20 protein-coding genes and 3 pseudogenes are annotated in these 24,917 nt (G+C 42.3%); 21 read left to right on the plus strand and 2 right to left on the minus strand.

The window, feature by feature from the left end; all coding sequences use genetic code 11:
• Positions 1 to 65 precede the first annotated feature (65 nt).
• Both ubiE and porT read left to right on the plus strand, forming a co-directional pair.
• Positions 66 to 811, plus strand: a pseudogene (ubiE, locus tag N8A86_RS03570) (bifunctional demethylmenaquinone methyltransferase/2-methoxy-6-polyprenyl-1,4-benzoquinol methylase UbiE).
• A 57-nt stretch (positions 812 to 868) separates the two neighbouring features.
• Positions 869 to 1,576, plus strand: a complete 708-nt coding sequence (gene porT / locus N8A86_RS03575; RefSeq protein ID WP_273567826.1) for a type IX secretion/gliding motility protein PorT/SprT — start codon at positions 869 to 871, stop codon at positions 1,574 to 1,576.
• Between the two features lie 3 nt (positions 1,577 to 1,579).
• Here porT and N8A86_RS03580 read toward each other — a convergent pair whose 3' ends face one another.
• Positions 1,580 to 2,242, minus strand: coding sequence for an RNA methyltransferase (locus tag N8A86_RS03580; protein ID WP_337251730.1), 663 nt, complete (start codon positions 2,240 to 2,242; stop codon positions 1,580 to 1,582).
• Positions 2,243 to 2,326: 84 nt separating this feature from the next.
• Between N8A86_RS03580 and N8A86_RS21360 the strand changes: the two genes are divergently transcribed.
• From N8A86_RS21360 to rpe, 18 genes and pseudogenes are all read left to right on the plus strand, one after another.
• Entirely contained in the window at positions 2,327 to 3,199 is an 873-nt protein-coding gene (locus tag N8A86_RS21360; protein ID WP_337251731.1) for a hypothetical protein, read from the plus strand.
• Positions 3,200 to 3,231: 32 nt separating this feature from the next.
• Entirely contained in the window at positions 3,232 to 4,938 is a 1,707-nt protein-coding gene (gene tamL / locus N8A86_RS21365; protein ID WP_488226202.1) for a translocation and assembly module lipoprotein TamL, read from the plus strand.
• Between the two features lie 84 nt (positions 4,939 to 5,022).
• Entirely contained in the window at positions 5,023 to 6,090 is a 1,068-nt protein-coding gene (gene fbaA, locus N8A86_RS03590) for a class II fructose-bisphosphate aldolase (protein WP_273567828.1), read from the plus strand.
• 32 nt (positions 6,091 to 6,122) lie between these two features.
• Complete coding sequence (gene accD, locus N8A86_RS03595; RefSeq protein WP_273569014.1) at positions 6,123 to 6,983, plus strand: acetyl-CoA carboxylase, carboxyltransferase subunit beta; 861 nt, start codon at positions 6,123 to 6,125, stop codon at positions 6,981 to 6,983.
• 10 nt (positions 6,984 to 6,993) lie between these two features.
• Positions 6,994 to 7,500, plus strand: a complete 507-nt coding sequence (locus N8A86_RS03600; protein WP_273567829.1) for a hypothetical protein — start codon at positions 6,994 to 6,996, stop codon at positions 7,498 to 7,500.
• A 120-nt stretch (positions 7,501 to 7,620) separates the two neighbouring features.
• A complete protein-coding gene (gene rpsO, locus N8A86_RS03605; protein WP_273567830.1) occupies positions 7,621 to 7,890 on the plus strand; it encodes a 30S ribosomal protein S15 in 270 nt (89 codons plus the stop codon).
• A gap of 202 nt (positions 7,891 to 8,092) precedes the next feature.
• Positions 8,093 to 10,314: pseudogene (locus N8A86_RS03610) on the plus strand (polyribonucleotide nucleotidyltransferase).
• A gap of 163 nt (positions 10,315 to 10,477) precedes the next feature.
• Positions 10,478 to 11,341, plus strand: coding sequence for a sigma-70 family RNA polymerase sigma factor (locus N8A86_RS03615; protein WP_126162497.1), 864 nt, complete (start codon positions 10,478 to 10,480; stop codon positions 11,339 to 11,341).
• Positions 11,342 to 11,544: 203 nt separating this feature from the next.
• Positions 11,545 to 12,360, plus strand: coding sequence for a 3-keto-disaccharide hydrolase (locus tag N8A86_RS03620; protein WP_273567831.1), 816 nt, complete (start codon positions 11,545 to 11,547; stop codon positions 12,358 to 12,360).
• Positions 12,361 to 12,499: 139 nt separating this feature from the next.
• Positions 12,500 to 12,766, plus strand: coding sequence for a VF530 family protein (locus tag N8A86_RS03625; RefSeq protein WP_273567832.1), 267 nt, complete (start codon positions 12,500 to 12,502; stop codon positions 12,764 to 12,766).
• Positions 12,767 to 13,219 carry a tRNA (cytidine(34)-2'-O)-methyltransferase gene (locus N8A86_RS03630; RefSeq protein ID WP_273567833.1) on the plus strand — a complete coding sequence of 151 codons (453 nt, stop codon included), beginning with the start codon at positions 12,767 to 12,769 and terminating at the stop codon, positions 13,217 to 13,219.
• Positions 13,220 to 13,297: 78 nt separating this feature from the next.
• Positions 13,298 to 13,858 carry a hypothetical protein gene (locus N8A86_RS03635; RefSeq protein WP_273567834.1) on the plus strand — a complete coding sequence of 187 codons (561 nt, stop codon included), beginning with the start codon at positions 13,298 to 13,300 and terminating at the stop codon, positions 13,856 to 13,858.
• A 74-nt stretch (positions 13,859 to 13,932) separates the two neighbouring features.
• A complete protein-coding gene (locus tag N8A86_RS03640; protein ID WP_273567835.1) occupies positions 13,933 to 16,590 on the plus strand; it encodes a c-type cytochrome in 2,658 nt (885 codons plus the stop codon).
• Positions 16,591 to 16,645: 55 nt separating this feature from the next.
• The gene (locus N8A86_RS03645; RefSeq protein WP_273567836.1) at positions 16,646 to 17,218 is read left to right on the plus strand and encodes a DUF4256 domain-containing protein; all 573 of its coding nucleotides are present in this window, start codon (positions 16,646 to 16,648) and stop codon (positions 17,216 to 17,218) included.
• Positions 17,219 to 17,340: 122 nt separating this feature from the next.
• Positions 17,341 to 18,435, plus strand: a complete 1,095-nt coding sequence (locus N8A86_RS03650; protein ID WP_273567837.1) for a DmpA family aminopeptidase — start codon at positions 17,341 to 17,343, stop codon at positions 18,433 to 18,435.
• A 23-nt stretch (positions 18,436 to 18,458) separates the two neighbouring features.
• The gene (locus N8A86_RS03655) at positions 18,459 to 21,581 is read left to right on the plus strand and encodes a WD40/YVTN/BNR-like repeat-containing protein (RefSeq protein WP_273567838.1); all 3,123 of its coding nucleotides are present in this window, start codon (positions 18,459 to 18,461) and stop codon (positions 21,579 to 21,581) included.
• Between the two features lie 103 nt (positions 21,582 to 21,684).
• On the plus strand, positions 21,685 to 22,554 hold the full coding sequence (locus N8A86_RS03660; RefSeq protein ID WP_273567839.1) for a tetratricopeptide repeat protein: 870 nt from the start codon (positions 21,685 to 21,687) through the stop codon (positions 22,552 to 22,554).
• Between the two features lie 72 nt (positions 22,555 to 22,626).
• The gene (gene rpe / locus N8A86_RS03665; protein ID WP_273567840.1) at positions 22,627 to 23,310 is read left to right on the plus strand and encodes a ribulose-phosphate 3-epimerase; all 684 of its coding nucleotides are present in this window, start codon (positions 22,627 to 22,629) and stop codon (positions 23,308 to 23,310) included.
• Here the strand turns inward: rpe and N8A86_RS03670 are convergent.
• Positions 23,307 to 23,732, minus strand: coding sequence for a CBS domain-containing protein (locus N8A86_RS03670; protein WP_273567841.1), 426 nt, complete (start codon positions 23,730 to 23,732; stop codon positions 23,307 to 23,309). The two genes, rpe and N8A86_RS03670, sit on opposite strands and share 4 nt — an antisense overlap.
• A 179-nt stretch (positions 23,733 to 23,911) precedes the next feature.
• On the opposite strand from N8A86_RS03670, the pseudogene N8A86_RS03675 reads away from it, so the two are divergent.
• Positions 23,912 to 24,890: pseudogene (locus tag N8A86_RS03675) on the plus strand (YpdA family putative bacillithiol disulfide reductase).
• Positions 24,891 to 24,917 lie beyond the last annotated feature (27 nt).

Consider the following 24,917-nt stretch of genomic DNA (forward strand, 5'->3'; position numbering starts at 1 on the left):
TTTATTGTCCCTTTTTTGCCCCAAATCCTTCAGGTGTTATCGTATCTTTGCCAAAAATTGCCCCAATGGCCAAAAAAGTAAACCCTTACAAAGATTCTACCCTTGGTAAAAAGGAACAGGTTACACAGATGTTCGATGCGATCAGTGGCAACTATGATGGACTGAATCGGGTAATTTCTTTTGGAATCGACATCAAATGGCGCAAACGTGTGGTCAATATTCTCAAAACAAAAAAACCAATGTCCATTCTCGATATCGCAACGGGTACGGGCGATTTGGCCATCAATATGGTAGAGACCGGGGCGAAAAGGATTATCGGCCTTGATATTTCTCCAGGAATGTTGGAAGTCGGCAGGAAAAAGGTTCTAGAAAAAAGATGTACGACACCATCGAAATGATCATCGGAGATAGTGAAAATCTACCTTTCGAGGTCGATAGTTTCGATGCCGTAACCGTTGCTTTCGGGGTTCGAAATTTTGAAACGTTGGAAAAAGGATTGTCGGAAATCCACCGTGTGCTTAAACCCACCGGTACTTTGGTCATACTTGAAACCTCAATACCTACGAAAACACCTTTCAAACAAGGCCATCATCTATATACAAAATATATACTTCCGGTCATTGGCCGAATTTTCTCAAAAGACACTTCAGCCTATGCCTATTTGAGCGAATCGGCATCAGTCTTTCCACATGGTGAAACCTTCAACAATATTTTACGCAAAATCGGGTTTATAGAGGTAGAGAACAGACCCCAAACTTTGGGTGTCGCCTCTATCTATGTTGCAACAAAGGCCCAAAACGGGCATCAATAGAACTGAGAAGTCGGTAATTTCAATAACTCTGGTTGCCGACTCTTATAATTTGCGTGAATGAAGAAGTTACTTATTCTCATCCTATTAGCTGTTTTTGCTGGTCAAAATAGTACTGCCCAATTCAAGGAAAATCCTATTCTCAATTTAGAGAATGAAGACGAGCCGCTTTTCAACTACGGTTATTTTTTGGGCTTTAACCGATATGATTTTAAATTTGACTATCAAGAAAATACCGAAGATATTCTCGTCGACCAATCGACAGGTTTTAATGTAGGGCTTATTGGGGAAATGCGATTGAACCAATTTCTTGACCTGCGACTTGAGCCCGGACTTTTATACAATTCGCGTATTTTGAATTTTCCAGGTTTTATTGGGGAAGACGATATTAAACGAAATACCGTACGTGAAGTAAAATCGACCTACATCAACTTTCCGTTGCTTTTAAAAGTTAGCACCAAACGATTTGGAAATTGGAAGCCCTTTATTATCGGGGGCGGATCGGCCTCGTTAAATCTGGGGAGTAACGAGGATAGCCTTGACGACAATGCCGCCGGAACTTTTAGAATGAAAAAGTGGGTCTACAACTATGAATTGGGTTTCGGAATCGACTTTTATCTTGAGTACTTTAAGTTCACCCCTTCCATTCGGGGTGTTTTCGCCATTACCGATGAATTGGTTAGAGATATGGAACCTAACAGTCCATGGACCGGCAATTTAGATGCGATGCGTACAAGGGGCATTTTTGTTAATTTTACCTTCGAGTAAGTTTTAATCAAACTTTCGTCTACGTATTTCATTTAAAAGAATTGCCGTAGCAGTCGCTACATTCAAACTTTCGGCCGTCTTTTTTCCAAATTGGGGAATTGTTATTTTCGAAGATATCTTATCTTCTATTTTCTTGGATATTCCATTGGCCTCATTGCCCATGACCAATATTCCGGATTCCGGAAGTTTTTCCGTAAGAACTGACATTCCGTCCATAAAAGCTCCAAATTTGGGTAGGTCGGTAGCTTCCAAATAATCCTTAAGGTTAGTATAATGCACATTTACCCTGGCAATGGAACCCATAGTCGCCTGCAATACCTTGGGATTGTAGCAATCTACCGTATTTTCAGAACAGACCAAATGTTTGATTCCGTACCAATCGCACAAGCGAATAATAGTACCTAAATTTCCAGGATCTCGAACATCATCCAAAGCAACCACCCAATCGGTGCTTTTAGGGATTTCCCTTTTTGGAATGTGAAATAGCCCTAATACCGTATTGGGATTCTTAAGGCCGCTCATCTGTTTCAACGCTGATTCAGAGATTTGTTCGATCAAATCTTTTTTCGCCGTGAAGGCCGAAAGATCCGTAGTAAATATTCTTTCCGTTTTAATACTAGAGTCAAGAAGCTCCTGAACAGTCTTTATTCCCTCTGCTACGAACATGCCGTGTTGAATTCGGTACTTTTTTTGCTGTAGACTTTTTATAAGTTTTATTTGGTTTTTAACAACCATTCAAATAATGTATTTTTGATTTCTATGAGGACCCCGTTGCGCACAACGATCAACATCGCTAAAATAAGCTTATTATTACTAGTCGCGGCACTTACCTCTTGTAACGCCTTAAAAAGAGTCGAAGAAGATGAGGTTTTGGTTATAAAGAATACCATCTATGCCGACGAAGAAAAAGTTACCGACGAAGATGTCGAAAGCCTTGTCATTCAAGAGCCGAACAGTGCTCTTTTAGGGTATCCGCTGCGACTTAATCTATATAATCTCGCCAAGGTAAATCCTGATTCATCGTTTCAGGCCTGGCTCTATAGAAAAGAAAACCGAAAACAACGATTGGTCAATCTTCTTTCCGAAAAACAGGTAGAGCGGTTAGGCGAATCCTTTTTGGTAAAAGGATTGAGTGAATGGTTAAAAAATATTGGGGAGGCACCGGTTACGCTAGATACTATCGCGACGAAAAGAACGCTACAGCGATTGAGCGCCTATTATAGCAGTAAAGGATATTTTAATAATAAGACTACCTATGAAATTGACAGTTCAAAAAGAAAGCAGCGCGTAGCCGTAGATTACAAAATAATACTTGGTGAGCCTTATTTAATCGATACGGTTACCCACAAAATAGATTCAAAGGTCATCGATTCGATATATCTGCTGAACAGCCAAGAATCCTTCGTGAAAAAAGGCAAACAATTCAATTCGTTGGATTTTGCCATTGAACGCGAACGGCTTACCAATGTTTTCAAAAATTCAGGAGTTTACAATTTTCAGGAAAGTTCGATCAATTTTGATATTCTCCGCGATTCGAGCGCCACAGGTTCAAGCAAAGAGATGGATGTTCGGATGACCATTGGCAACCTAAAAAAAGAGATGAAAATACCACGACTACAGTAGAATACCAGGTTCACAAAATCGATCAGGTCAATATCTTTACCGACTTTTTAAATAAAGATCAGTTTATACGATATAACAACTATACCATTTATTATAAGGATAAGCTACGCTTTAAACCCAAGACCCTTACCGATGCCATTTTTTTTGAAAAGGACAGTATTTATAAGGATACCAACCGTACAAGGACTTATCGACAAATCACCAACCTGAACGTCTTTAAATATCCGAGTATTCTTATCGAAGAGGATAGTCTTCAACCAAAGAATTTAACGGCGAATATCTATTTGTCGGCGCGACCAAAATATTCATCGGGCACTGAATTCAATATCTCACGTTCCAACATTCAACAAATCGGACTTGGATTGAGCCAGTCGCTTCAAGCCCGTAATCTTTTTGGGGGTGCTGAAAACCTGAGCTTATCGGGACGGATAAATTTAGGCTCCTCACGTGACCCCAGTATCGAGGACAATCAATTTTTCAATATTCTGGAATATGGTGTAGACCTGAACCTGAATTTCCCAAGAATCTGGTTTCCGTTCTTAAAGGCAGAAAAAATCATTCCGAACTACATGCTGCCACAAACCCGGATATCTCTGGGCACGACATCGCAACGGAATATCGGTCTCGATAAATGGACCTTTAATACCATTTTGGGCTATAACTGGTCACCTTCCGACTTTAAAAGACATTCGGTAGAGCTTTTGAACGTGCAGTTTGTGAACAATTTGAATCCCGAACGATTCTTCAACATTTACGAAAATGCGTATAATCAACTTAACGATATTGCAGAAGACTATGTTGACAATCCGTTAGTATCGGACTTTTACATCATTGACGATGAGGGAACTCCCAGACTGATTTTACCCAATACAGACCCTGATATTCCCGAGGGAGGCACTGCAGGCTTCATCAACGCGGTAGAAAACCAAGGTCTGATTTCTACGTCCGATAATGATTTCAGACGAACGACACGTATCGAAGAACTTCGAGAACGTTTGACGGAAAACAACCTTATTTTTGCGAGTAATTATACCCTCAATACCAATAATCGAAACGGACTTACCGATAACAGTTTTTACAAATTCAGATGGAAAATAGAAAGTGCGGGAAACCTGCTTTCAGGTATTTCGTATTTATTGCCTTTCGACCAGACGAACAACAAGTTGACCGTTTTTAATGTTGCCTATTCACAATACTTAAAAACAGAGTTCGATTATATCAAATACTGGGATTTAAAACGCTCGAACGTATTGGCTTTTCGTAGCTTTTTTGGCATTGCGGTGCCTTACGGCAACTCGGATAACATCCCGTTTGTGAGAAGTTATTTTGCGGGAGGTTCGAACGACAACAGGGCTTGGTTTCCTTATTCCCTCGGCCCGGGAAGGACCAGCGCCATCAACGACTTTAACGAAGCGAACTTAAAAATCGCAATGAACCTAGAATATAGATTTCCTGTCGTCGGTGATATTAACGGAGCACTATTCGCCGACGCCGGAAATATTTGGAACGTTTTCGACAATGTCGACGATTCCGATGCCACTTTTAACGGATTCAGCTCATTGGCCGATATCGCATTGGGTACGGGTTTCGGCTTGCGATATGATTTTACGTATTTTTTATTTCGGGTAGATTTGGGCTTCAAGACCTACAACCCGGCCGAAGAACAATCAAAAAGATGGTTCAGGGACTATAATTTTGCTAATTCGGTTCTCCAGATCGGTATTAATTATCCCTTCTAAAAAGTGCAATTGCAACCGACTGGGTACTTGCATAATTTTATTACTTTTGTCATTCACAATTATGAACTAACAGACTAGAAAACTATGGCCCACAATATTAAGCCCGGTGTTGCCACCGGCGATGAAGTCCAAGATATTTTCAATTACGCCAAAGAAAAAGGGTTTGCACTTCCAGCGGTCAATGTAATCGGTTCCAATACGATCAACGGTGTTCTCGAAACTGCGGCAAGTTTAAATGCGCCCGTAATCATTCAATTCTCCAATGGTGGAGCCCAGTTCAATGCCGGTAAAGGACTATCCAACGAAGGTCAGAATGCCGCTATCCAAGGTGCAGTGGCCGGGGCAAAACACGTGCACCAATTGGCCGAAGCCTATGGCACTACAGTTATTTTACATACGGACCATTGTGCCAAGAAATTATTACCATGGATCGACGGGCTTTTAGATGCCAGTGAAAAACACTTCGCCGAGACGGGTAAATCGTTGTTCAGCTCACATATGATCGACCTTTCAGAAGAACCTATCGAAGAAAACATAGAAATTTGCAAAGAATATCTTGCAAGAATGAGCAAGATGAATATGACCCTAGAGATAGAACTGGGCATAACGGGGGGCGAAGAAGATGGTGTTGATAATTCAGATGTTGACGATTCAAAGCTCTACACCCAACCTGAAGAGGTCGCCTATGCATACGAAGAACTGTCAAAAGTCAGCCATAGGTTCACTATTGCTGCCGCTTTTGGTAACGTTCATGGCGTTTATAAGCCGGGCAATGTAAAACTGACCCCTAAAATCCTGAAAAATTCGCAAGAGTATATTTCCGAAAAGTACGGGGTGGAACACAACCATATCGATTTTGTCTTCCATGGTGGTTCAGGCTCTACAGTAGAAGAAATTCGCGAGGGTATTAGCTACGGAGTTATCAAAATGAACATTGATACCGACTTGCAATACGCTTTCTTGGCGGGTGTCAGAGACTATGTTGAAGACAAAAAAGACTTTCTTCAATCACAAATAGGAAATCCGAATGGGGCCGATGAGCCCAACAAGAAATTTTATGACCCTAGGGTTTGGCTGCGTGAGGGTGAGAAATCATTTGTAGAACGATTGAAAAAAGCATTTGAAGACCTCAATAATGTCAATACCCTTTAATAAAGGTATTTCGTAACACTAATATGGAAGACATGACAGCTTGGTTCAAGAGAAAGGAAAAAGGAATTCAAACATCCACTGAACAGAAAAAAGATACACCGAAGGGGCTTTGGTATAAATCTCCTACGGGGAAAGTCGTTGAATCTGATGATTTGGCACGGAACTTTTATGTGAGCCCTGAGGATGACTACCATGTTCAGGTCGGTAGTAAAGAATATTTCGAAATTCTTTTTGATGACAACAAGTTTACCGAACTGGATGCAAAACTTACATCAAAGGATCCATTAAAATTCGAAGACACCAAAAAATATTCCGATAGACTAAAAGCCGCTCAAAAGAAAACGGGACTCAAGGATGCCGTTCGTACGGCAATGGGCAAATCGTATGGAAAAGACCTAACCGTCGCCTGTATGGATTTCAGTTTCATCGCCGGATCGATGGGAAGTGTTGTTGGTGAAAAAATAGCACGCGGAATCGACCATGCCATCAAAAAGAGGACTCCATTTGTAATGATATCCAAATCAGGCGGGGCCAGAATGATGGAGGCGGCCTTATCGTTGATGCAACTTGCAAAGACTTCGGCCAAACTCGCGCAATTGTCCGATGCAGGCTTGCCTTATATTTCATTATGCACGGATCCAACCACAGGGGGCACTACGGCTTCCTATGCGATGTTGGGCGATATCAATATTGCCGAACCTGGCGCTTTGATAGGCTTTGCAGGACCTCGCGTCGTAAAAGAAGCTACGGGAAAAGAACTTCCTGAAGGTTTTCAAACGGCCGAATTTGTCCTTGAGCATGGTTTCCTTGATTTTATTGTACACCGTAGGGATCTGAAGAAAAAAATCAATCTATATGTTGATTTGATTCAGAACAACCCTATACGTGCATAGCTAATATTTCATGAATTTTTCATTTTCATCTTCACACATAGTTCTTTTGATGCTCATGTGCTGCTGTTCCACGGATAAGAATCAAGATATTGTGGAAAATATACAGGCCGAGGAAGAAATGGAACAGTTGCAACCGGGGCCTGCCCGGGTGACCGATGTTTCCATCACCGGTGAAGAAAACGGGTATTCCTTTAGCGTTACCATTAGTAGTCCTGATACGGGCTGTAATCAATATGCAGATTGGTGGGAAGTTATCGACTTGCAAGGAAATCTTGTTTATAGAAGAATTCTCGCCCACAGCCATGTCGATGAACAGCCTTTCACAAGGTCGGGAGGTCCCGTAGAGATTACAAAAGATTTGGAAGTCTATGTGCGGGCGCATATGAACAATTCGGGCTATGGCGGGCGTGTCTTTAAGGGCTCCGTTCAAATCGGATTCACAAGTGAATCGCTGAGTGCCGATTTTGCCAAAACATTGGAAACCATGGCACCGCAACCCGACGGGTGTGTATTTTGAATTACTTGTTCGCCTATTAATTCTTGGGCATAAAACTTCTCACATCACAAAATAATCCTATATTTGCAGCCTGATTGAAAATCGGTCAGATACATAAAAATCATTTAAAACAATATTGGAATGTATTTAACAAAAGAAGTGAAGGCCAAAATCTTCAAAAAACATGGAGGTAATGCCGAGAATACAGGCTCTACCGAAGGGCAAGTCGCCTTGTTTACACATCGCATCAACCACCTAACCGGTCACCTTAAGAACAACCATAAAGATTACAACACAGAAAGATCATTGGTTCGTTTGGTAGGAAAAAGAAGAAGTTTATTGGATTATTTGAAAAAGAAGGATATTGTCAAATATCGTGAATTGATCAAAGAATTGAATATCAGAAAATAATATTTTTAGGGGCTGAAAAAATTCAGCCCCTTTTTATATTCCGAAGTCCTTGCCCAAAGCAAGGCAAATTCAAAAAGCTGCACACAGTTTTTCATTGGTCACAACAACACAACACACAACAACTCCGACCAGAGAAAAAGAAGAATGGCGGAGTGACCATTGTTTAACAAAATCCTGTTTGCACAGGTATTAAATCAATTTTATGATTCCAAAAGTATTTAAAGAGGTCATCGACCTTGGTGATGGAAGGAAATTTCCATCGAAACCGGAAAATTGGCTAAACAGGCCCACGGTTCTGTTGTTGTACAATCCGGAAAATGTATGCTCTTGTGTACGGTAGTATCCAACTACGAGCAAAAAGATTTGCCTTTTCTGCCCCTAACGGTAGACTATCGTGAAAAGTTTGCGGCTTCCGGTCGTTATCCGGGCGGGTTCTTTAAAAGAGAGGCTCGACCTAGCGACGGTGAAGTATTGACCATGCGTTTGGTGGATCGCGTATTGCGACCACTTTTCCCAAAGGACTATCATGCTGAGACTCAGGTAATGATCCAATTAATGTCTCACGACGAAGACGTTATGCCAGATGCCATGGCAGGACTTGCCGCCTCAGCAGCTATCCAATTATCTGATTTTCCGTTTGAATGTGCCATATCAGAAGCCCGTGTGGGCCGTGTGAACGGGGAATTCGTCATCAATCCCAGCCGGTCACAATTGTTGGAAAGTGATATCGATATGATTATCGGTGCCTCAGCAGATTCGGTGATGATGGTGGAAGGTGAAATGGACGAGATTTCAGAAGAGGAAATGGTCGAGGCCATTAAATTCGCTCACGAGGCCATTAAAAAACAGATTGACGCTCAAATGAAACTGGCCGATGCCTTCGGAAGAAAAGAAGTGCGCGAGTACGAGCAGGAGACCGAAGACGAGGAACTGGAGAAGAAAATCCATGACCTTGCCTATGATAAAGTATATGCAGTAGCTAAGGCCGGTTCCGCCAAGCATGAGCGAGGCGAAGCCTTTGCGGCGATTAAAGATGAAATCAAGGCAACCTATTCAGAGGAAGAGCTGGAGGAAAAGGGAGACCTGATTTCTGAATACTATCGCAAGGCTGAAAAAGCAGCGGTTCGCGACTTGACCTTGAATGAAGGCATGCGTTTGGACGGTAGAAAAACGGACGAAATCCGCCCAATCTGGTGCGAAATCGATTATCTGCCTTCTACACATGGTTCATCCATTTTTACTAGAGGAGAAACGCAAGCTTTGGCAACCGTAACTTTAGGAACCTCAAGAGAGGCGAACCAAATTGATATGCCTTCCTTCGAAGGTGAAGAAACGTTTTACCTACATTACAACTTCCCGCCGTTCTGTACAGGTGAGGCTCGACCCATCCGTGGAACTTCGAGAAGGGAAATCGGTCACGGTAATCTGGCGCAGAGAGCTTTGAAAGGAATGATTCCGGAAGACTGCCCCTACACGGTTCGTGTAGTTTCCGAAGTTCTTGAAAGTAATGGATCTTCGTCTATGGCCACAGTTTGTTCCGGCACCATGGCATTGATGGATGCCGGTGTACAATTGAAGAAACCGGTCTCAGGTATCGCCATGGGATTGATTTCTGATGGTGATTCCGGAAAATACGCTGTATTGTCAGATATTCTTGGAGATGAAGATCATTTGGGTGATATGGATTTTAAAGTTACAGGTACCGCTGACGGCATTACCGCTTGCCAAATGGATATTAAAGTAAAAGGACTTTCCTATGAAATATTGGTCAAAGCCTTAAAACAAGCTCAAGCCGGTCGTTTGCATATCTTAGAAAAACTGACGGATACCATTGCGGCGCCAAATGCCGATGTGAAGCCACATGCACCGAAAATGGTGACCACGGTGATTCCGAACGAATTTATCGGTGCCTTGATCGGTCCTGGTGGAAAAGTGATTCAAGAACTACAGAAAGAGACGAAAACCACAATCGTTATCAACGAAGATCCCGTTACCGAAGAAGGTATCGTCGAGATTTTGGGAACAGATCAAAATGGTATCGATGCGGTATTGGCGAAAATCGATTCGTTGATGTTCAAACCCGAGATGAACGGAACTTATAAAGTGAAGGTCATCAAGATGCTTGATTTCGGTGCGGTAGTAGAGTATCTGGACGCACCTGGTAACGAGACTTTATTACATGTCTCCGAACTGGCATGGGAACGTACGGAAAATGTTTCTGATGTGGTGAACATGGGTGACGAGTTCGAGGTAAAGTATTTAGGTACCGATCCAAGAACCCGTAAAGAGAAAGTTTCCCGAAAGGCACTTTTACCAAAACCGGAAGGTTATGTCGAAAGACCGCCACGCAGTAACGACCGCAATCGCGGAAGGGATGATCGCCGTGGAAGGGACAATCGAGATCGTAAACCCAGAAGGGATTAGAATTACGTAATACCTTATAATTTTGAAGCCCTGACCATAGGTGTCAGGGCTTTTTTATACTGTTTAACCGAAAAATAAACATTTTTTTATCCTTTTGTAACATTTGCGTCTTTTTTACGTATAAGTATATGCAGTCTATGCAAACAGAACTTAATTTACCTACATGAGACAGCTTAAGATTACAAAACAGGTTACCAATAGGGAAACCGCATCTTTGGACAAGTACTTGCAGGAAATCGGCAAAGTGGACTTGATTACCGCTGATGAAGAAGTAGAATTGGCACAACGCATCAAGGCAGGCGACCAGATCGCTCTTGAAAAACTGACAAAGGCCAATCTTCGATTCGTGGTATCGGTTGCCAAGCAGTACCAGAACCAGGGACTTACTTTACCGGATTTGATCAACGAGGGCAACCTTGGTCTGATCAAGGCCGCACAACGATTCGACGAAACCCGTGGATTTAAATTTATTTCCTACGCCGTATGGTGGATCCGTCAGTCCATTCTACAGGCATTGGCAGAGCAGTCACGTATAGTACGTCTGCCATTGAACAAGATTGGATCTATCAATAAGATCAACAAAACTTTTGCCTTCTTGGAGCAAGCGCATGAGCGTCAGCCATCTGCCGAAGAAATAGCAAAAGAATTGGATATGACGGTCGAGGATGTAAAACAATCCTTGAAAAACTCGGGCCGTCACGTATCGATGGATGCCCCATTAATCGATGGAGAGGATTCAAACCTTTATGATGTACTTCGTAGTGGTGAATCACCTAACCCCGATAAAGAATTATTGCATGAATCATTGCGCACCGAAATCGAGCGCGCATTGGAAACCTTGACACCAAGGGAAGCCGATGTCATCCGTCTATATTTCGGATTGGCAGGACAACATTCAATGACCCTTGAAGAAATTGGGGAAACCTTCGATTTGACCCGCGAACGCGTACGTCAAATTAAAGAAAAAGCGATTAGAAGATTAAAGCATACTTCAAGAAGTAAAATCTTGAAAACCTATCTTGGATAGGGTTACAATAAATTGTATGTTAAATTATACTTAAATTGGAAATTTGGCATATAAATTGTAATTTTGAAGGTAACAACAGTTTATCATGACTGTTCGTTTTTTGATTGATGAATAAACTCCGGCTGATTACCGGAGTTTTTTCATTTTGTAAACCTGATACGTTTTATGTTGTATATTTAAAAACAACCTTCAAGAAGATCAACATGAAGTTTTCTGTTTCCATATTACTTTACATTATACCAACCATATTTTTAAGTTGTAATTCAGAAAATAATACTACTGAAGCCTCTAAAGCTGAATCATCTACAACTGAAGTCTCCCTGAACAATCCACCAGAAGGTTATGAAACCTTGTTCAATGGTAAAGATTTTAATGGATGGAACATAATAACTGACAATGAGCAATCTGATGTAGAGTTGTTTTCCGTTGAAGGTGGTATGATTCACACCTATAAAAATTTAGAAGCAAATTCTGTACAACCTTTTGGTGAACTCATCTCAGAAAAAGAATATGAAAATTATATCCTGTCCGTGGAGTATAAGTGGGGTGAAAAAAAATTTAAACCCCGAGATGAAGCAGTAAGAGATGCCGGGGTCTTATTTCATGGATTTGATGAGGATATTTTTTGGGCCAGTGGTGCTGAATGCCAAATTCAAGAGGGAGATACGGGAGATTTATGGCTAATTGGGGTACGCGGCAGTACCAAACTTGAATCCAGCAATCAACATTACGCTCCGGATGGAGATACATTTACTAAAGGGGAAGACCCAAAAAAACGTTACCAAAGCTTCCCAAGAAATTGGTTTTGGGAAAAAGAAGGGTGGAATAAAGTTATTATTGAGGTGAAAGAAAATAGTGCAAAGTTTATGGTCAATGGAAAATTAGTTAACGAAGTCTTTGACCTTGAGTATTATGATGAAGTCAGTAAGGAATTTAAGCCTTTAACAACTGGAAAAATTTTACTTCAGGCAGAAGGGGCTGAAATCTATTACAGAAATATTTTTATAAAATCGCTCTAGTAATTGAGCATTAATCCATAATCAAAAAATATTTTAAGCGTATTCCGTCTTCTCTTCACTACATTAACCAATTTGAACATCTTGGGGTTTCTTAATGTGAAAATCACTAACTCCAGTGCTAATGCCTTTTTAATATAAAATGAGTGAAAAGGACAAACTGATACTACAAAAATCCATGGAACCAAATATTGAGAGTCAACCCAATAACCCCTTACATGGTGTAAAATTATTGGACATTTTGGAACATCTTACCCAAGAATACACATGGCAAGAACTGGCTTCCGAAATAAATATCAATTGTTTTAAAAGTAATCCTTCTATAAAGTCCTCCCTGAAATTTCTACGCCGAACGCCATGGGCACGTAGTAAGGTGGAGCAGTTGTATCTTAAATCCCTTAAAAAATAGATGGCATTCAATATTGTACTTATCGAACCCGAAATTCCGAACAATACCGGAAATATTGGCAGGTTGGCCTTGGCCACAGGTTCGCACCTACATTTGGTAAAACCCTTTGGTTTTGAATTGGATGACAAACGCCTAAAACGGGCCGGACTTGATTATTGGCAACATCTCTCTTTGTCCATTTACGAAGATGTCGATGATTTTTTTTCGCAGCATAAGAATAAGAAAATGGTCTTCTTCTCAATCCATGCAGAAAAAAATCATTGGTCCATTGATTATAAAGATGATCTCTTTTTGGTTTTCGGAAAAGAATCCGTCGGTTTGCCAAAATCATTGCTATCCGAAAATAAAAATTCACTTTACAAAATAGCGCTGTATAGTGAACATATTAGGAGTCTGAATTTGGCCAACGCCGTGGGTATAGTAGTTTATGAAGGACTGCGACAACTTCACTGAAGTAATTTCTTTCACATTATAAGTAACAAATACTAAAATTACATTTTCGAAGTTTCCAATTATGAGGACACCGACCAAATGAGAACACTTACTTACTTGGCTTTTTTACTGTTTTTATCTTCCGTTAATGCCCAAGTAGTCGACCAATCCATCAACGGAGTCCAAACTGGCTTTTTAGGCATTTGGCTGAATAACGAATCAAGAATAGCCCCCAACTGGGCCTTTCGTTCAGAAATTGGCTTGGAAGCCACCCTCCTAACCGGACTCACTGACGGCGAAGTCGAATACCCCGTTTTTGTGCCAATAGTCTCCTTTGAGCCACGCTGGTACTACAATTCCCCTAAAAGGCAAGGAAATACCAAAAATACCTTCCATAATAGTAGTAACTACCTTACTGTCGCAATTCGTTGGTATCCTGAATTTTGGGCGATTTCGCCACATACCATTGATGAAATCGACGGAGCAGTTTTTATCGTTCCGACTTGGGGTATTCGTCGTAATATCAGTTTTCGCTGGAACTACGAAGTGGGCATTGGTATGGGCGTCGATGTTTACGAGCTTCTTTTTAGTGAAGTCAATACGACCGATGTAAATTTCAATCTTCATGTTAGAATAGGCTACAAATTTGGCAAACTGTAATGTGCTTATTTTTATTTTTCCATCCACAAACAGTTTTTAGTACATTTATAGGATAACCGATCATTCCTAACATAATGTACAAAGTCAAAACCTCAATTATCCTTTTAGCCATGGGCATTCTTCTTTTCTCCTGTAAAAAAGAAGTCAAAACCGAAATAGTCGAAGAATCAAATACGGTTGAAATAGATTCAATTTCTTTTGAGCTTCCCCCGGGCTTTGTGCTCGAAAGCCTATATCAACCTAGCAAAAATGATCAGGGCTCATGGGTTGCCTTGGCACAAGGACCCAATGAAACGATTTATGCCTGCGATCAGTATGGTAAAATTTATCGTTTCAATGCCCCTAAGGAGGGATCTACGCTAAGTCCTGAAAATATCAAGCCCCTGGACCTTGAAATCGGGGAGGCACACGGTCTCCTATGGGCGCACAATAGCCTTTATGTGGCGGTCAATAAAAATTGGGACAACGATGTGCCCGACGAGCAAGAAAATGCCAGCGGTGTGTACAGAATTACGGATACAGATGGCGACGGGGAATTGGATAAGATCGAGATGCTCCTAAAGTTGGAAGGCTCTGGCGAACATGGGCCACATAGTTTTGTCGAGAGTCCTGATGGTCAAGAAATTTACTTCATCGCGGGAAACCATGTTTTGGTTCCCGAATCCTTATTTGAAAATAGTCGGGTTCCTACCAATTGGGGAGAAGATAATCTGTTCAAACCTTATCTAGACGCCCGTGGGCACGCCAACGACATCAAGGCCCCTGGAGGCTGGATTGCCAAGTTCAAACCTGACGGCAGCGATTGGACCTTAATTTCCGCAGGATATCGAAATCCGTTCGATATGGCGTTTAACCAAGATGGCGAACTTTTCGCCTACGACGCCGATATGGAATGGGATATCGGGATGCCTTGGTACCGCCCGACCCGAATCTGTCATGTTACCAGTGGTAGCGAATACGGTTGGCGCACTGGGTCTGGTAAATGGCCTGCGTACTATCCCGATAATCTTCCGGCGGCGCATAATCTGGAGCAAGGGTCGCCGACAGCGGTACTTTCAGCAGCAAATTTGAAGTTTCCGGCCAAATACAAAAACGGACTTCTAATCATGGACTGGAGTTTTGGTACGGTTTATTTTATTGACCTTAAAGCAGAAGGAAGTTCGTATTCCGCGAAGCGGGAAGAGTTTCTGTCGGGCACTCCCCTACCCCTGACGGATATGATTGCCGGTACCGATGGCAACCTCTATTTTGCAACGGGTGGGCGCAGGATCGACTCTCATTTGTTCAGATTACGATATACCGGAAATGATTCCGAAACCGCGGAAAACAGCTCTGATACAGATGCCGAAAAACTTAGGGTACTACGACATAACATTGAAAAATACCATTCAGAAGTAGCTCCTGAGGCCATTACCTTGGCATGGGAAAATCTTGACCATGCAGACCGGTTTATTCGATATGCTTCCCGTGTCGCATTGGAACATCAACCCGTGGTACAATGGCAAGAGCGGTTTTTTTCCGAAGAGAATCCGGCCAAGATTATCGAAGCCGGAATTGCCTTGGCCCATCAAGGAGATAAAAGTCTTCAGGGTAGAATTCTTGAAAAATTGAATCCTTTGAATTTAGAGTCGCTTAGCGAATACCAGCAAGTCGCCTTGTTGCGGAATTATACACTCCTGTTTATCCGCATGGGCGAACCTGATGTGCAGCACTCCAAATTAACGGCGCAAAAGCTGAAAACGTATTTCCCGTATGCCAGCAACCGATTGAATAGAGAACTTGGATCGTTGTTGTTGTACTTAAAGGATGAGGGAGCAACCACCGAACTGGTAAAGCTTTTGGAAAAACATGCCCAAGAAAAAACTATCTCAGAAGGTGTCGAAATGCTCTCGGAAGAGGCCACCGAACGTAGCGAACAGTATGGACCACTTATTCGCGATGTCATTGCCCAAATGCCGCCCAGCGAATCTATTTACTATGGAATGCTGCTGAGCCATGCCGAAAAAGGTTGGACCAAAGATGCTAGGGAAAAATATTTCACATGGTTCTTTGATGTGATGAACTCCAAAGGAGGCATGAGCTTTAAGGCCTACATCGAGAACGTACGACAAAAAGCCATGGCAAACGTTCCAAAGGGCCAAAAAGAATATTTAGAAGAACTTTCAGGTATTTATTCCCCCACCGACGTACTGGCTGACCTTCCGAAACCTATTGGCCCTGGTAAGAATTATACCATGGGTGAAATCAATGATATTTATTGGGAGACCAGTAAGGGCTATAAAAGTACGATTGCCAAAGGCGAAAGGGCATACAAAGCGGCCTTGTGCATTTCGTGCCATAGAATGAAAGGCGAAGGCGGTGCTACCGGGCCAGATCTGACCCAAGCATACTCAAAATTCAATAGCTATAACCTGACCTTTGCCATGGTCAGCCCGAGTGACGAGATCTCCGATCAGTATGCCAATACTATTTTTCACAAAAAAGATGGGTCACAAGTTATTGGCAGATTACTTTCGGAAGAAGGAGATTCCCTAGGTATTATGACCAATCCATATAATCCGTCATATACTTTGAAATTGGCGAAGTCGAATATAGAAAAACAAGAACTTTCTCCTATTTCGCCTATGCCTCCGGGACTTCTCAACCGACTGAACGAAAAAGAAATCATCGATCTTTATGCTTATTTATTGTCAGGAGGGGATAAAGATCATAATATTTATACAGGGAAGTAACTTCTAGTCTTAGCGCGAGTGTTACACTGGTGCTAGCAGCTGTAGTATGAAAACTATGAGACAATGGAAAATAAAAAAGAAGTTGTCATTAGAAAAACAAGAAGAACTCATTGGCGTATTAAAAAACCGCTTCTATAAAAATATGGCGCGCCATAAAGGTATTGAGTGGGATAATATACAAGCAAAGCTTGAGGCCAACACCAACAAACTATGGTCGCTCAATGAAATGGAAAGAACAGGTGGCGAGCCTGATGTTGTAGGGTATGACAAGAAGACGGGCGAATACCTTTTCTACGATTGTGCAGCGGAAAGTCCGAAAGGACGCAGAAGTATAGCCTATGATTTAGAAGGACAGGAATCAAGAAAAGAATACAAACCAAAGAACAACGCCGTTGATATGGCCGATGCTATGGGCGTTGAACTTTTAACGGAAACCGAATATAGAACGTTGCAGAACCTTGGAAATTTCGATACTAAAACATCGAGCTGGCTAAAAACGCCTGCCGAGATTAGAAAAATTGGGGGTGCCATCTTTGGTGATTTTCGTTATGGTAATGTCTTTGTGTATCACAACGGCGCACAATCATATTATGCGGCAAGAGGGTTTCGGGGCTCGCTGAAGATCTAGGGTTGCAAAGCATCAATTTGAAAATGAAAGAACATTACCTTGGTAATTTACTAAAACAATTGGTTCGAAAGAGACCCATTGCTCCGGTCTTAAATTTTAGAATATCGTTAATCATACTTCTAATGACTTCGCTACATAGTTTTTCCCAAGATAAAAGAATACGCGATTATGGTATTGAAATCGGTGTTCTAAAAACCGGAAAGCACAATGCCATTACGGATATCGATGATGTCAGCGTGGGCCATACCACCCTGACTATTGGCGACAGTATAAGAACGGGGGTTACCGCCATCGTACCTCATTCGGGCAACATTTTTCGAGAAAAGGTGCCGGCTGCCATCTATATCGCAAATGGTTTTGGCAAATTAGCGGGGTATAGTCAAGTCAAAGAATTAGGAAATATCGAAACACCGATAATCTTGACCAATACTTTAAGTGTTCCGACGGCCTCCGATGCCTTGATTTCTTATACATTAGATCAAAAAGGTAATGAAGATGTGCGTTCGGTAAATTCAGTTGTCGGCGAAACCAACGATGGTTGGCTGAATGATATCCGAGGTCGGCACATTACCCAAGAACACGTGTTGAACGCACTTAAAAATGCCAAAGGTGGTGCCGTTGAAGAAGGAAATATCGGTGCTGGTACGGGTACAATTTGTTTCGGATACAAAGGTGGTATCGGTACTTCTTCCCGTGTACTACCCAAATCGTTGGGTGGATATACAGTGGGTGTTTTGGTGCAGTCGAACTTCGGGGGCGTACTTGAAATAAATGGCGTGCCCATAGCCAAAGAACTGAATACCATTCCCAAACAATTCAATTACGATGTCGATGGCTCATGCATGATGGTCGTAATTACCAATGCGCCCTTAGATGCTAGAAACCTAGAACGACTTGCAAAAAGAGCCATCATGGGATTAGCAAAAACAGGAGGCATCGCTTCTAATGGCAGTGGAGATTACGTCATAGCACTTTCCACGGCAAAAGAAAATTTAATAGCCTATTCAAGTGATTCGCTTGTGAAGTCAACTATGGTTCTAAGGAATGATGCCCTGTCCCCCTTGTTTTTAGCGACCATAGAAGCAACGGAAGAAGCCATTTTAAACTCTTTGTTCGCAGCGGAAAAAATGATGGGAAGGGAAGGTCATACCGTTGAGGCCATCCCGGTGGAAAAAGTCATCGCTGTGATGAAAAAATACAATAGAATCAAGAAATAAAATCGCCACATAAAACCAAGAAAATGAAAAAACACATTACAATTAATTTACTCTTTTCATTTTTAAGCTGTGCTATTATAACGGCACAACGAAACTCCAAAACAACAACATTACAAAAAGCTACGATAGACAAAAGTTTTTATGAAGGTCTTGAATGGCGAAATATCGGCCCTAATCGCGGAGGGCGCTCTTTAGGGTGCGCCGGTAGCCCGGGTCGGCCCAATGAATATTATTTTGGTGCCACCGGTGGCGGACTTTGGAAAACCACCGATGGTGGCAACGAATGGGAAGCCGTTACAGACGGTCAAGTAACCAGTTCTTCGGTCGGGGCGGTAGCCGTGGCCGAAACCAATCCTGATATTGTTTATATCGGAATGGGCGAAGTGCAATTAAGAGGAAGTATAACCCAAGGTGACGGAGTCTATAAAACAAAAGATGGCGGCAAGACATGGCGCCATCTCGGTCTGAAGGAAACACAGGCAGTGGCACGTATTCGAATACACCCTACCAATCCTGATATTGTTTATGTGGCGGCCCTCGGCCACCCGTACGGGGATAATGAAGAACGTGGTGTTTACAAAAGTACCGATGGAGGCAATACATGGAAAAAAGTGTTATACGTAAGTCCAAAAGCAGGCGCGGTCGATTTGATTATTGACCGAAACAATCCAAAAGTTCTGTATGCCAGCACTTGGGAAGTGCAACGAAAAGCATGGAAGATGTGGGGCGGCGGAGGCGATTCCAAATTATGGAAATCGACCGATGGTGGCGAAACTTGGTCTGATTTGACCAGCAACACAGGTATGCCGGCTCCCCCAATAGGAAAAATCGGAGTGACGGTTTCCCCTGCCGATTCCAATCGGGTGTGGGCTATTGTCGAGGCTAATGAAGGTGGTGTTTTTCGTTCCGATGATGGTGGAAAGACTTGGGAACGTACCAACGACGAGCGTAAATTACGACAGCGTGCTTTTTACTATTCAAGAATTTATGCCGACCCTTGGGATAAAGAAACCGTGTATTGCCTCAATACCGGCTTTTACAAATCGACCGATGGTGGCAAGACTTTTGACACCACAATGAAAGTCCCACATGGGGACAATCACGACCTCTGGATCGACCCCAATAATCCTGATCGTATGGTCAATTCGAATGACGGTGGTGGCAACGTAAGTATCAATGGCGGAAAGACCTGGACGGAGCAAGATTATACAACTACCCAGTTCTATCATGTAATGACAACAAGCGATGTTCCTTACCACGTTGCCGGAGCACAGCAAGACAATAGTACTTTGGCCATGCCAAGCGACGGTTGGGACCATATGCAGGCCCGAGGCCCAAATCATGGATGGTATTATGCCGTCGGTGGCGGTGAAAGCGGATGGATTACACAACACCCGGAGAACAAGGATATTTTCTATGCCGGAAGCCAAGGTGCCCTATTAACGCGATATGACCGAAGCAATGGACAGTCAAGGGATATACAAGTATACCCTAGATTTTTCTCGGGAGAACCGGCAAGTGCGCTTCCTGAAAGATGGCAATGGACTTTCCCCATCATGTTCGCTCCGCAGGAGCCTAATATCATGTATACCTGTTCGCAACATGTTTGGAAAACGACCGATGATGGTCAATCTTGGGAAAAGATAAGTCCGGATCTGACCTATGCGGATCCCGAAACCTTGGGCAAAACGGGCGGAGTCATTACCATGGATATGAACGGACCTGAAATCTATGCCACAGTTTTCGCCTTGGCTCCATCCATTCACGACATCAATACTATTTGGGCCGGGTCCGATGATGGCAAAATACATATTACGAGAGATGCAGGTAAAAACTGGGAAGATATTACACCCAAAGATTTGCCCAAATTCTCAAGGGTCAGCATTATCGATGAATCAAAACATCGGCCCGGCACTTTGTTCTTGGCGGCGAATCGCTATCAGGTCGATGATCGTCAACCCTATGTTTTCAAGACCCATGATTATGGTAAAACTTGGACAAAGATTATCAACGGAATCGAAGACGGTCATTTCGCTAGGGCGGTACGTGAAGATCCCATTCGTCAAGGTTTGCTTTTTTTGGCGACCGAACACGGAGTGTATTTTTCTATGAACGATGGCGAATTATGGCAAAGTCTTCAGTTAAAACTTCCGGATACGCCGATTCGCGATTTGGTGGTCAAGGATAACGATGTGGTTTTAGGTTCCCATGGGAGAGGTTTTTGGATTTTAGATGATATCCAACCTTTACGCCAATATAAAGACGAAATGAAAAATCAATCCGCAGTACTTTTTGAACCTGCGGATGCGATGCGTGGCATACAAGATGCCTCGATTCAGTATTATTTAAAAGAGCAACAAGACACCATCACTTTGGAGATTCTTGATGCAAATGACCAAATAATCAACACTTTTACTGGAAGCAAGCCCAAATACGAAAAAGACCCCGACCTACCCTGGTGGCAGCAGGGCGGTTCTTCGAAACCGACTACTGCCAAGGGCATAAATACCTTTACTTGGGATTTACGATATCCGGGCGCGACCGAATTTGATGGTATGATTATCTGGAGCGCACGTCCGCAAAGAGGGCCCAAAGCCCCATTAGGCACCTATAAAGTCCGTATGAAGACAAAGGACTACGAAAAAACCTATTCCTTTGGTATCCAAATGGATCCTAACCTTAAGGGTATCACAGAGTCAGATTTGAAAGAGCAGTTCGAATTGGCGAATAAAATCATGCAAAAGACGACAGCTGCCAATAAGGCGGTAATCCGTATTCGGGAAATCAGGAAACAGATAGAATCCAGCAAGGAAAAAATATCCAATGCCGATGTTAAAAAAACCGTAGCTCCATTTCTAGCTAAACTAGCCGCAGTGGAAGAAGAATTGTACCAAGTAAAAAACCAATCAGGTCAAGACCCTTTAAACTTTCCGATTAAGTTAAATAACCGTTTGGCCTCGCTACGTCGAAGTGTTGAGGATGGAGATGCCAAACCGACGGATGGGGCCTACAAGGTTTTTAAAGAACTATCGGCAGAGCTTGAAAAACATTTGGGGAACCTAAAAGCAACAATGCAAAACGATCTGCCAAAAGTGAATACCCTATTAAAAAACAGCGGTGCAGAAGCGATTGGAGAGAGCGAATAGACTATTACAATATGAAGAATGCAGTACTATATCTGATTGCCGTGGTCCTCTGCATAGGCTGTCGTAGTGAAAAAAAGAGGAGGCAGTTCCAGCTATTGAAAAATTGGAAACCGTAAACTCCGAAACCACATTTGTCACCCCACTGGGCAAGGAATATATAATTCCGGAACCCTCGGGGAAAGTGTTGGATCAATACGAGGCCGCTAAAGAAGTTTTTGAACAAGACCCTGACAATCCTGAGAATATCATCTGGTATGGGAGAAGAACCGCCTATTTGGGAAACTATGAAGATGCCATTGGTATATATTCCGAGGGTATTGAGAAATTTCCGGATAATCCTCGATTTTATAGACATCGAGGGCATCGATATATATCTATAAGAGCTTTTGACAAGGCCATTGCCGATTTCGAAAAAGCGGCAACACTCATCGAAGGTACCGGTAACGAAATTGAACCCGATGGCATGCCCAATGCCATGAATATTCCTGTCAGCACGTTACACGGTAATATCTGGTACCATTTGGGGTTGGCCTATTATCTAAAGTATGATTACGAAAATGCGTACGAGGCCTATTTAAAATGCCGTGAATCCGGAGATAATGATGACAATCTGGTCTCAAGTACCCATTGGCTTTATATGATCCAAAGAAGATTGGGCAACAACGAACTTGCCGATAAAATGTTGGACCCCATTCATAAAGATGCCGAAGTTATTGAAAACGACAACTATTATACCCTTTGTAAGTTTTATAAAGGAATGATTCCGATAGATTCCATACAATCCATAGAAATTGGTAGTCCATCTTCCGATGCCGTCGCCTATGGGCTGGCCAACTGGTATTTTTACAATGATGAAAAAGAAAAATCCAAGGAGGTTATGGAAGGTCTGGTAGAAAGTAGCGCATGGAGTTCCTTTGGATATATTGCCGCGGAGAGTGATCTAATCCAGTATTTTCACAAGAAGAGCAACTAAATTGATTGATTTTCCGTTCGTCGCGAAACTTCTCAATTCACTACTTTTGCATTAAATAACAAGCGTACCGCCATGGGTAACATAAAAATAGCTCCATCACTATTGGCCTCAGATTTTGGAAATCTTCAACGCGATGTTGAAATGGTCAACAATAGTGATGCAGACTGGCATCATATCGATGTGATGGATGGAGTATTCGTTCCGAACATTTCTTACGGAATGCCCGTGATCAAGGCGATACAAAAACATGCCACGAAACCTTTGGACGTACATTTGATGATTATCGACCCCGATCGCTACATCGACACTTTTGCCGAATTGGGGGCTGCAATTCTAACGGTGCACTACGAGGCCTGCACCCATCTACATAGAACCCTACAGGCTATAAAAGCTAAAGGAATGCAAGCTGGTGTCGCACTAAATCCGCATACAAACATCAACGTGCTTGAAGATACAATCAAAGATATCGACCTCGTCTGTATGATGAGTGTCAATCCGGGGTTCGGTGGGCAGTCGTTTATCGAAAATACCTATAATAAAGTACGTGACCTTAAGGCGTTGATTCAGCACAAAAGGGCCAAGACGCTTATTGAAATAGACAAAAAAAAAAAAAAAAAAAAAGGTGGTGTAACCTCACAAAATGCTAAGGCCCTTGTCAATGCGGGAGCCGACGTACTCGTTGCCGGAAGTTTTGTTTTCAAATCCAAAAATCCCACCACTACTATTGCAGAATTGGCAAACTTGGCCAGCACCTAATATTGATCCAACAGGTATTTGATTAAATCTGTAGTGGTTACGATTCCCACTAATTTTTCGTCTTGAACGACAGGCAATGCGTGATATTCCTTTTCGGCCAAAATCTCGGCTACCTCTTTGATGGTAACATCAGCTGGGATACTCTGAATATTTTTGGCCATTACCTGAGGTACCGTGAACATATTATATACGATTGTTTCCACACTTTCCTCATCTTCATAGGCGCCATCGGCAAAACTTATTCTAAGCAGATCGGTAAGGCTCAGCATGCCTATTACTCTTTCCCCATCTACAACGGGAATATGACGAATTTTATGCTCCTTAAAAAGGCGCTCAGCAGTATCAAGTCCATCGGTTTTGTTCAGCACTACCAGATTGGTGGTCATAATAGTGGAAATCGGAGTTCTTTGTCTAAGGCTCATAATCAATCATTTTAAAATTAGTATAGCCTAAAGGTCTCCCTTTTCAAAAGGGTTAAATATGATATTTGTCATTATTGCCCACAAATTTATGATACGCATACCACAGCCAAGTCTTTTTAACGGGCTCTTAGTTTTTCCTTTACAAATCCAGTATTTTTGCCTTCTATTCGTTATTCATAATGGACAAACAGAATGTATTCGATATACTCATTGTAGGTGGTGGACCTATCGGGATTGCCTGCGGACTGGAAGCAAAAAAAGGCACTCAATTATCTTATTTTAGAAAAAGGCCCAATAGTCAACTCGCTTTTCAATTATCCTGTGAACATGCAGTTCTTTTCCTCTTCGGAGCGATTGGAGATTGACAACGTTCCCTTTATCAGCAATGAGGCCAAGCCAAAGCGAAACGAGGCTCTGGAATATTATCGAAGAATCGTAACAAGCAATGAGCTAAACATCCATCTATTTGAAATGGTGGAACAAGTGTACAAATCGGATAGTTCATTTTCGATTGAGACCAACAAATCTAACTATACCGCAAACAACGTAATCGTTGCGACTGGTTTTTATGACCTTCCCAACGTATTGAACGTTCCTGGAGAAGACCTGCCCAAAGTATCCCATTATTACAAAGACCCCCACTTTTATGCCAGTCAGAAATTAGCCGTTGTGGGAGCTAGCAATTCTGCCATCGACGCTGCCCTGGAATGTTGGAGAAAGGGTTCAGAAGTATCATTGATTATTAGAGGCCCCGAGGTTGGCCAACGTGTAAAATATTGGGTACGGCCCGATATCATTAACCGTATCGAAGAGGGTAGCATTAAGGCATATTACAATTCAGAAGTCAAAGAGATTACCGAAAATGAGATTATCATTGAAACTCCAGAAGGAATCATCTCGCTTGAAAATGATTTTGTTTTGGCATTGACAGGATATAGGCCCAATTTCGAGTTTTTGGAAAAAATGGGCATTGAACTTTCGGCAGACGAAAAAAGACTTCCAAATTATAATCCGGAAACCATGCAGACCAATGTTGAAGGACTTTATCTAGCCGGAGTTATTTGCGGAGGTATGGAAACCCACAAATGGTTTATAGAAAATTCCCGGATTCACGCACCTATCATCATCCAAGACATTTTGACTAAAAAGGATAGCTAGCCTACATGCACCCCAATTTTCAGGGAG

Source organism: Maribacter halichondriae, from assembly GCF_027474825.1.
Taxonomy (GTDB): Bacteria; Bacteroidota; Bacteroidia; order Flavobacteriales; family Flavobacteriaceae; genus Meishania; species Meishania halichondriae.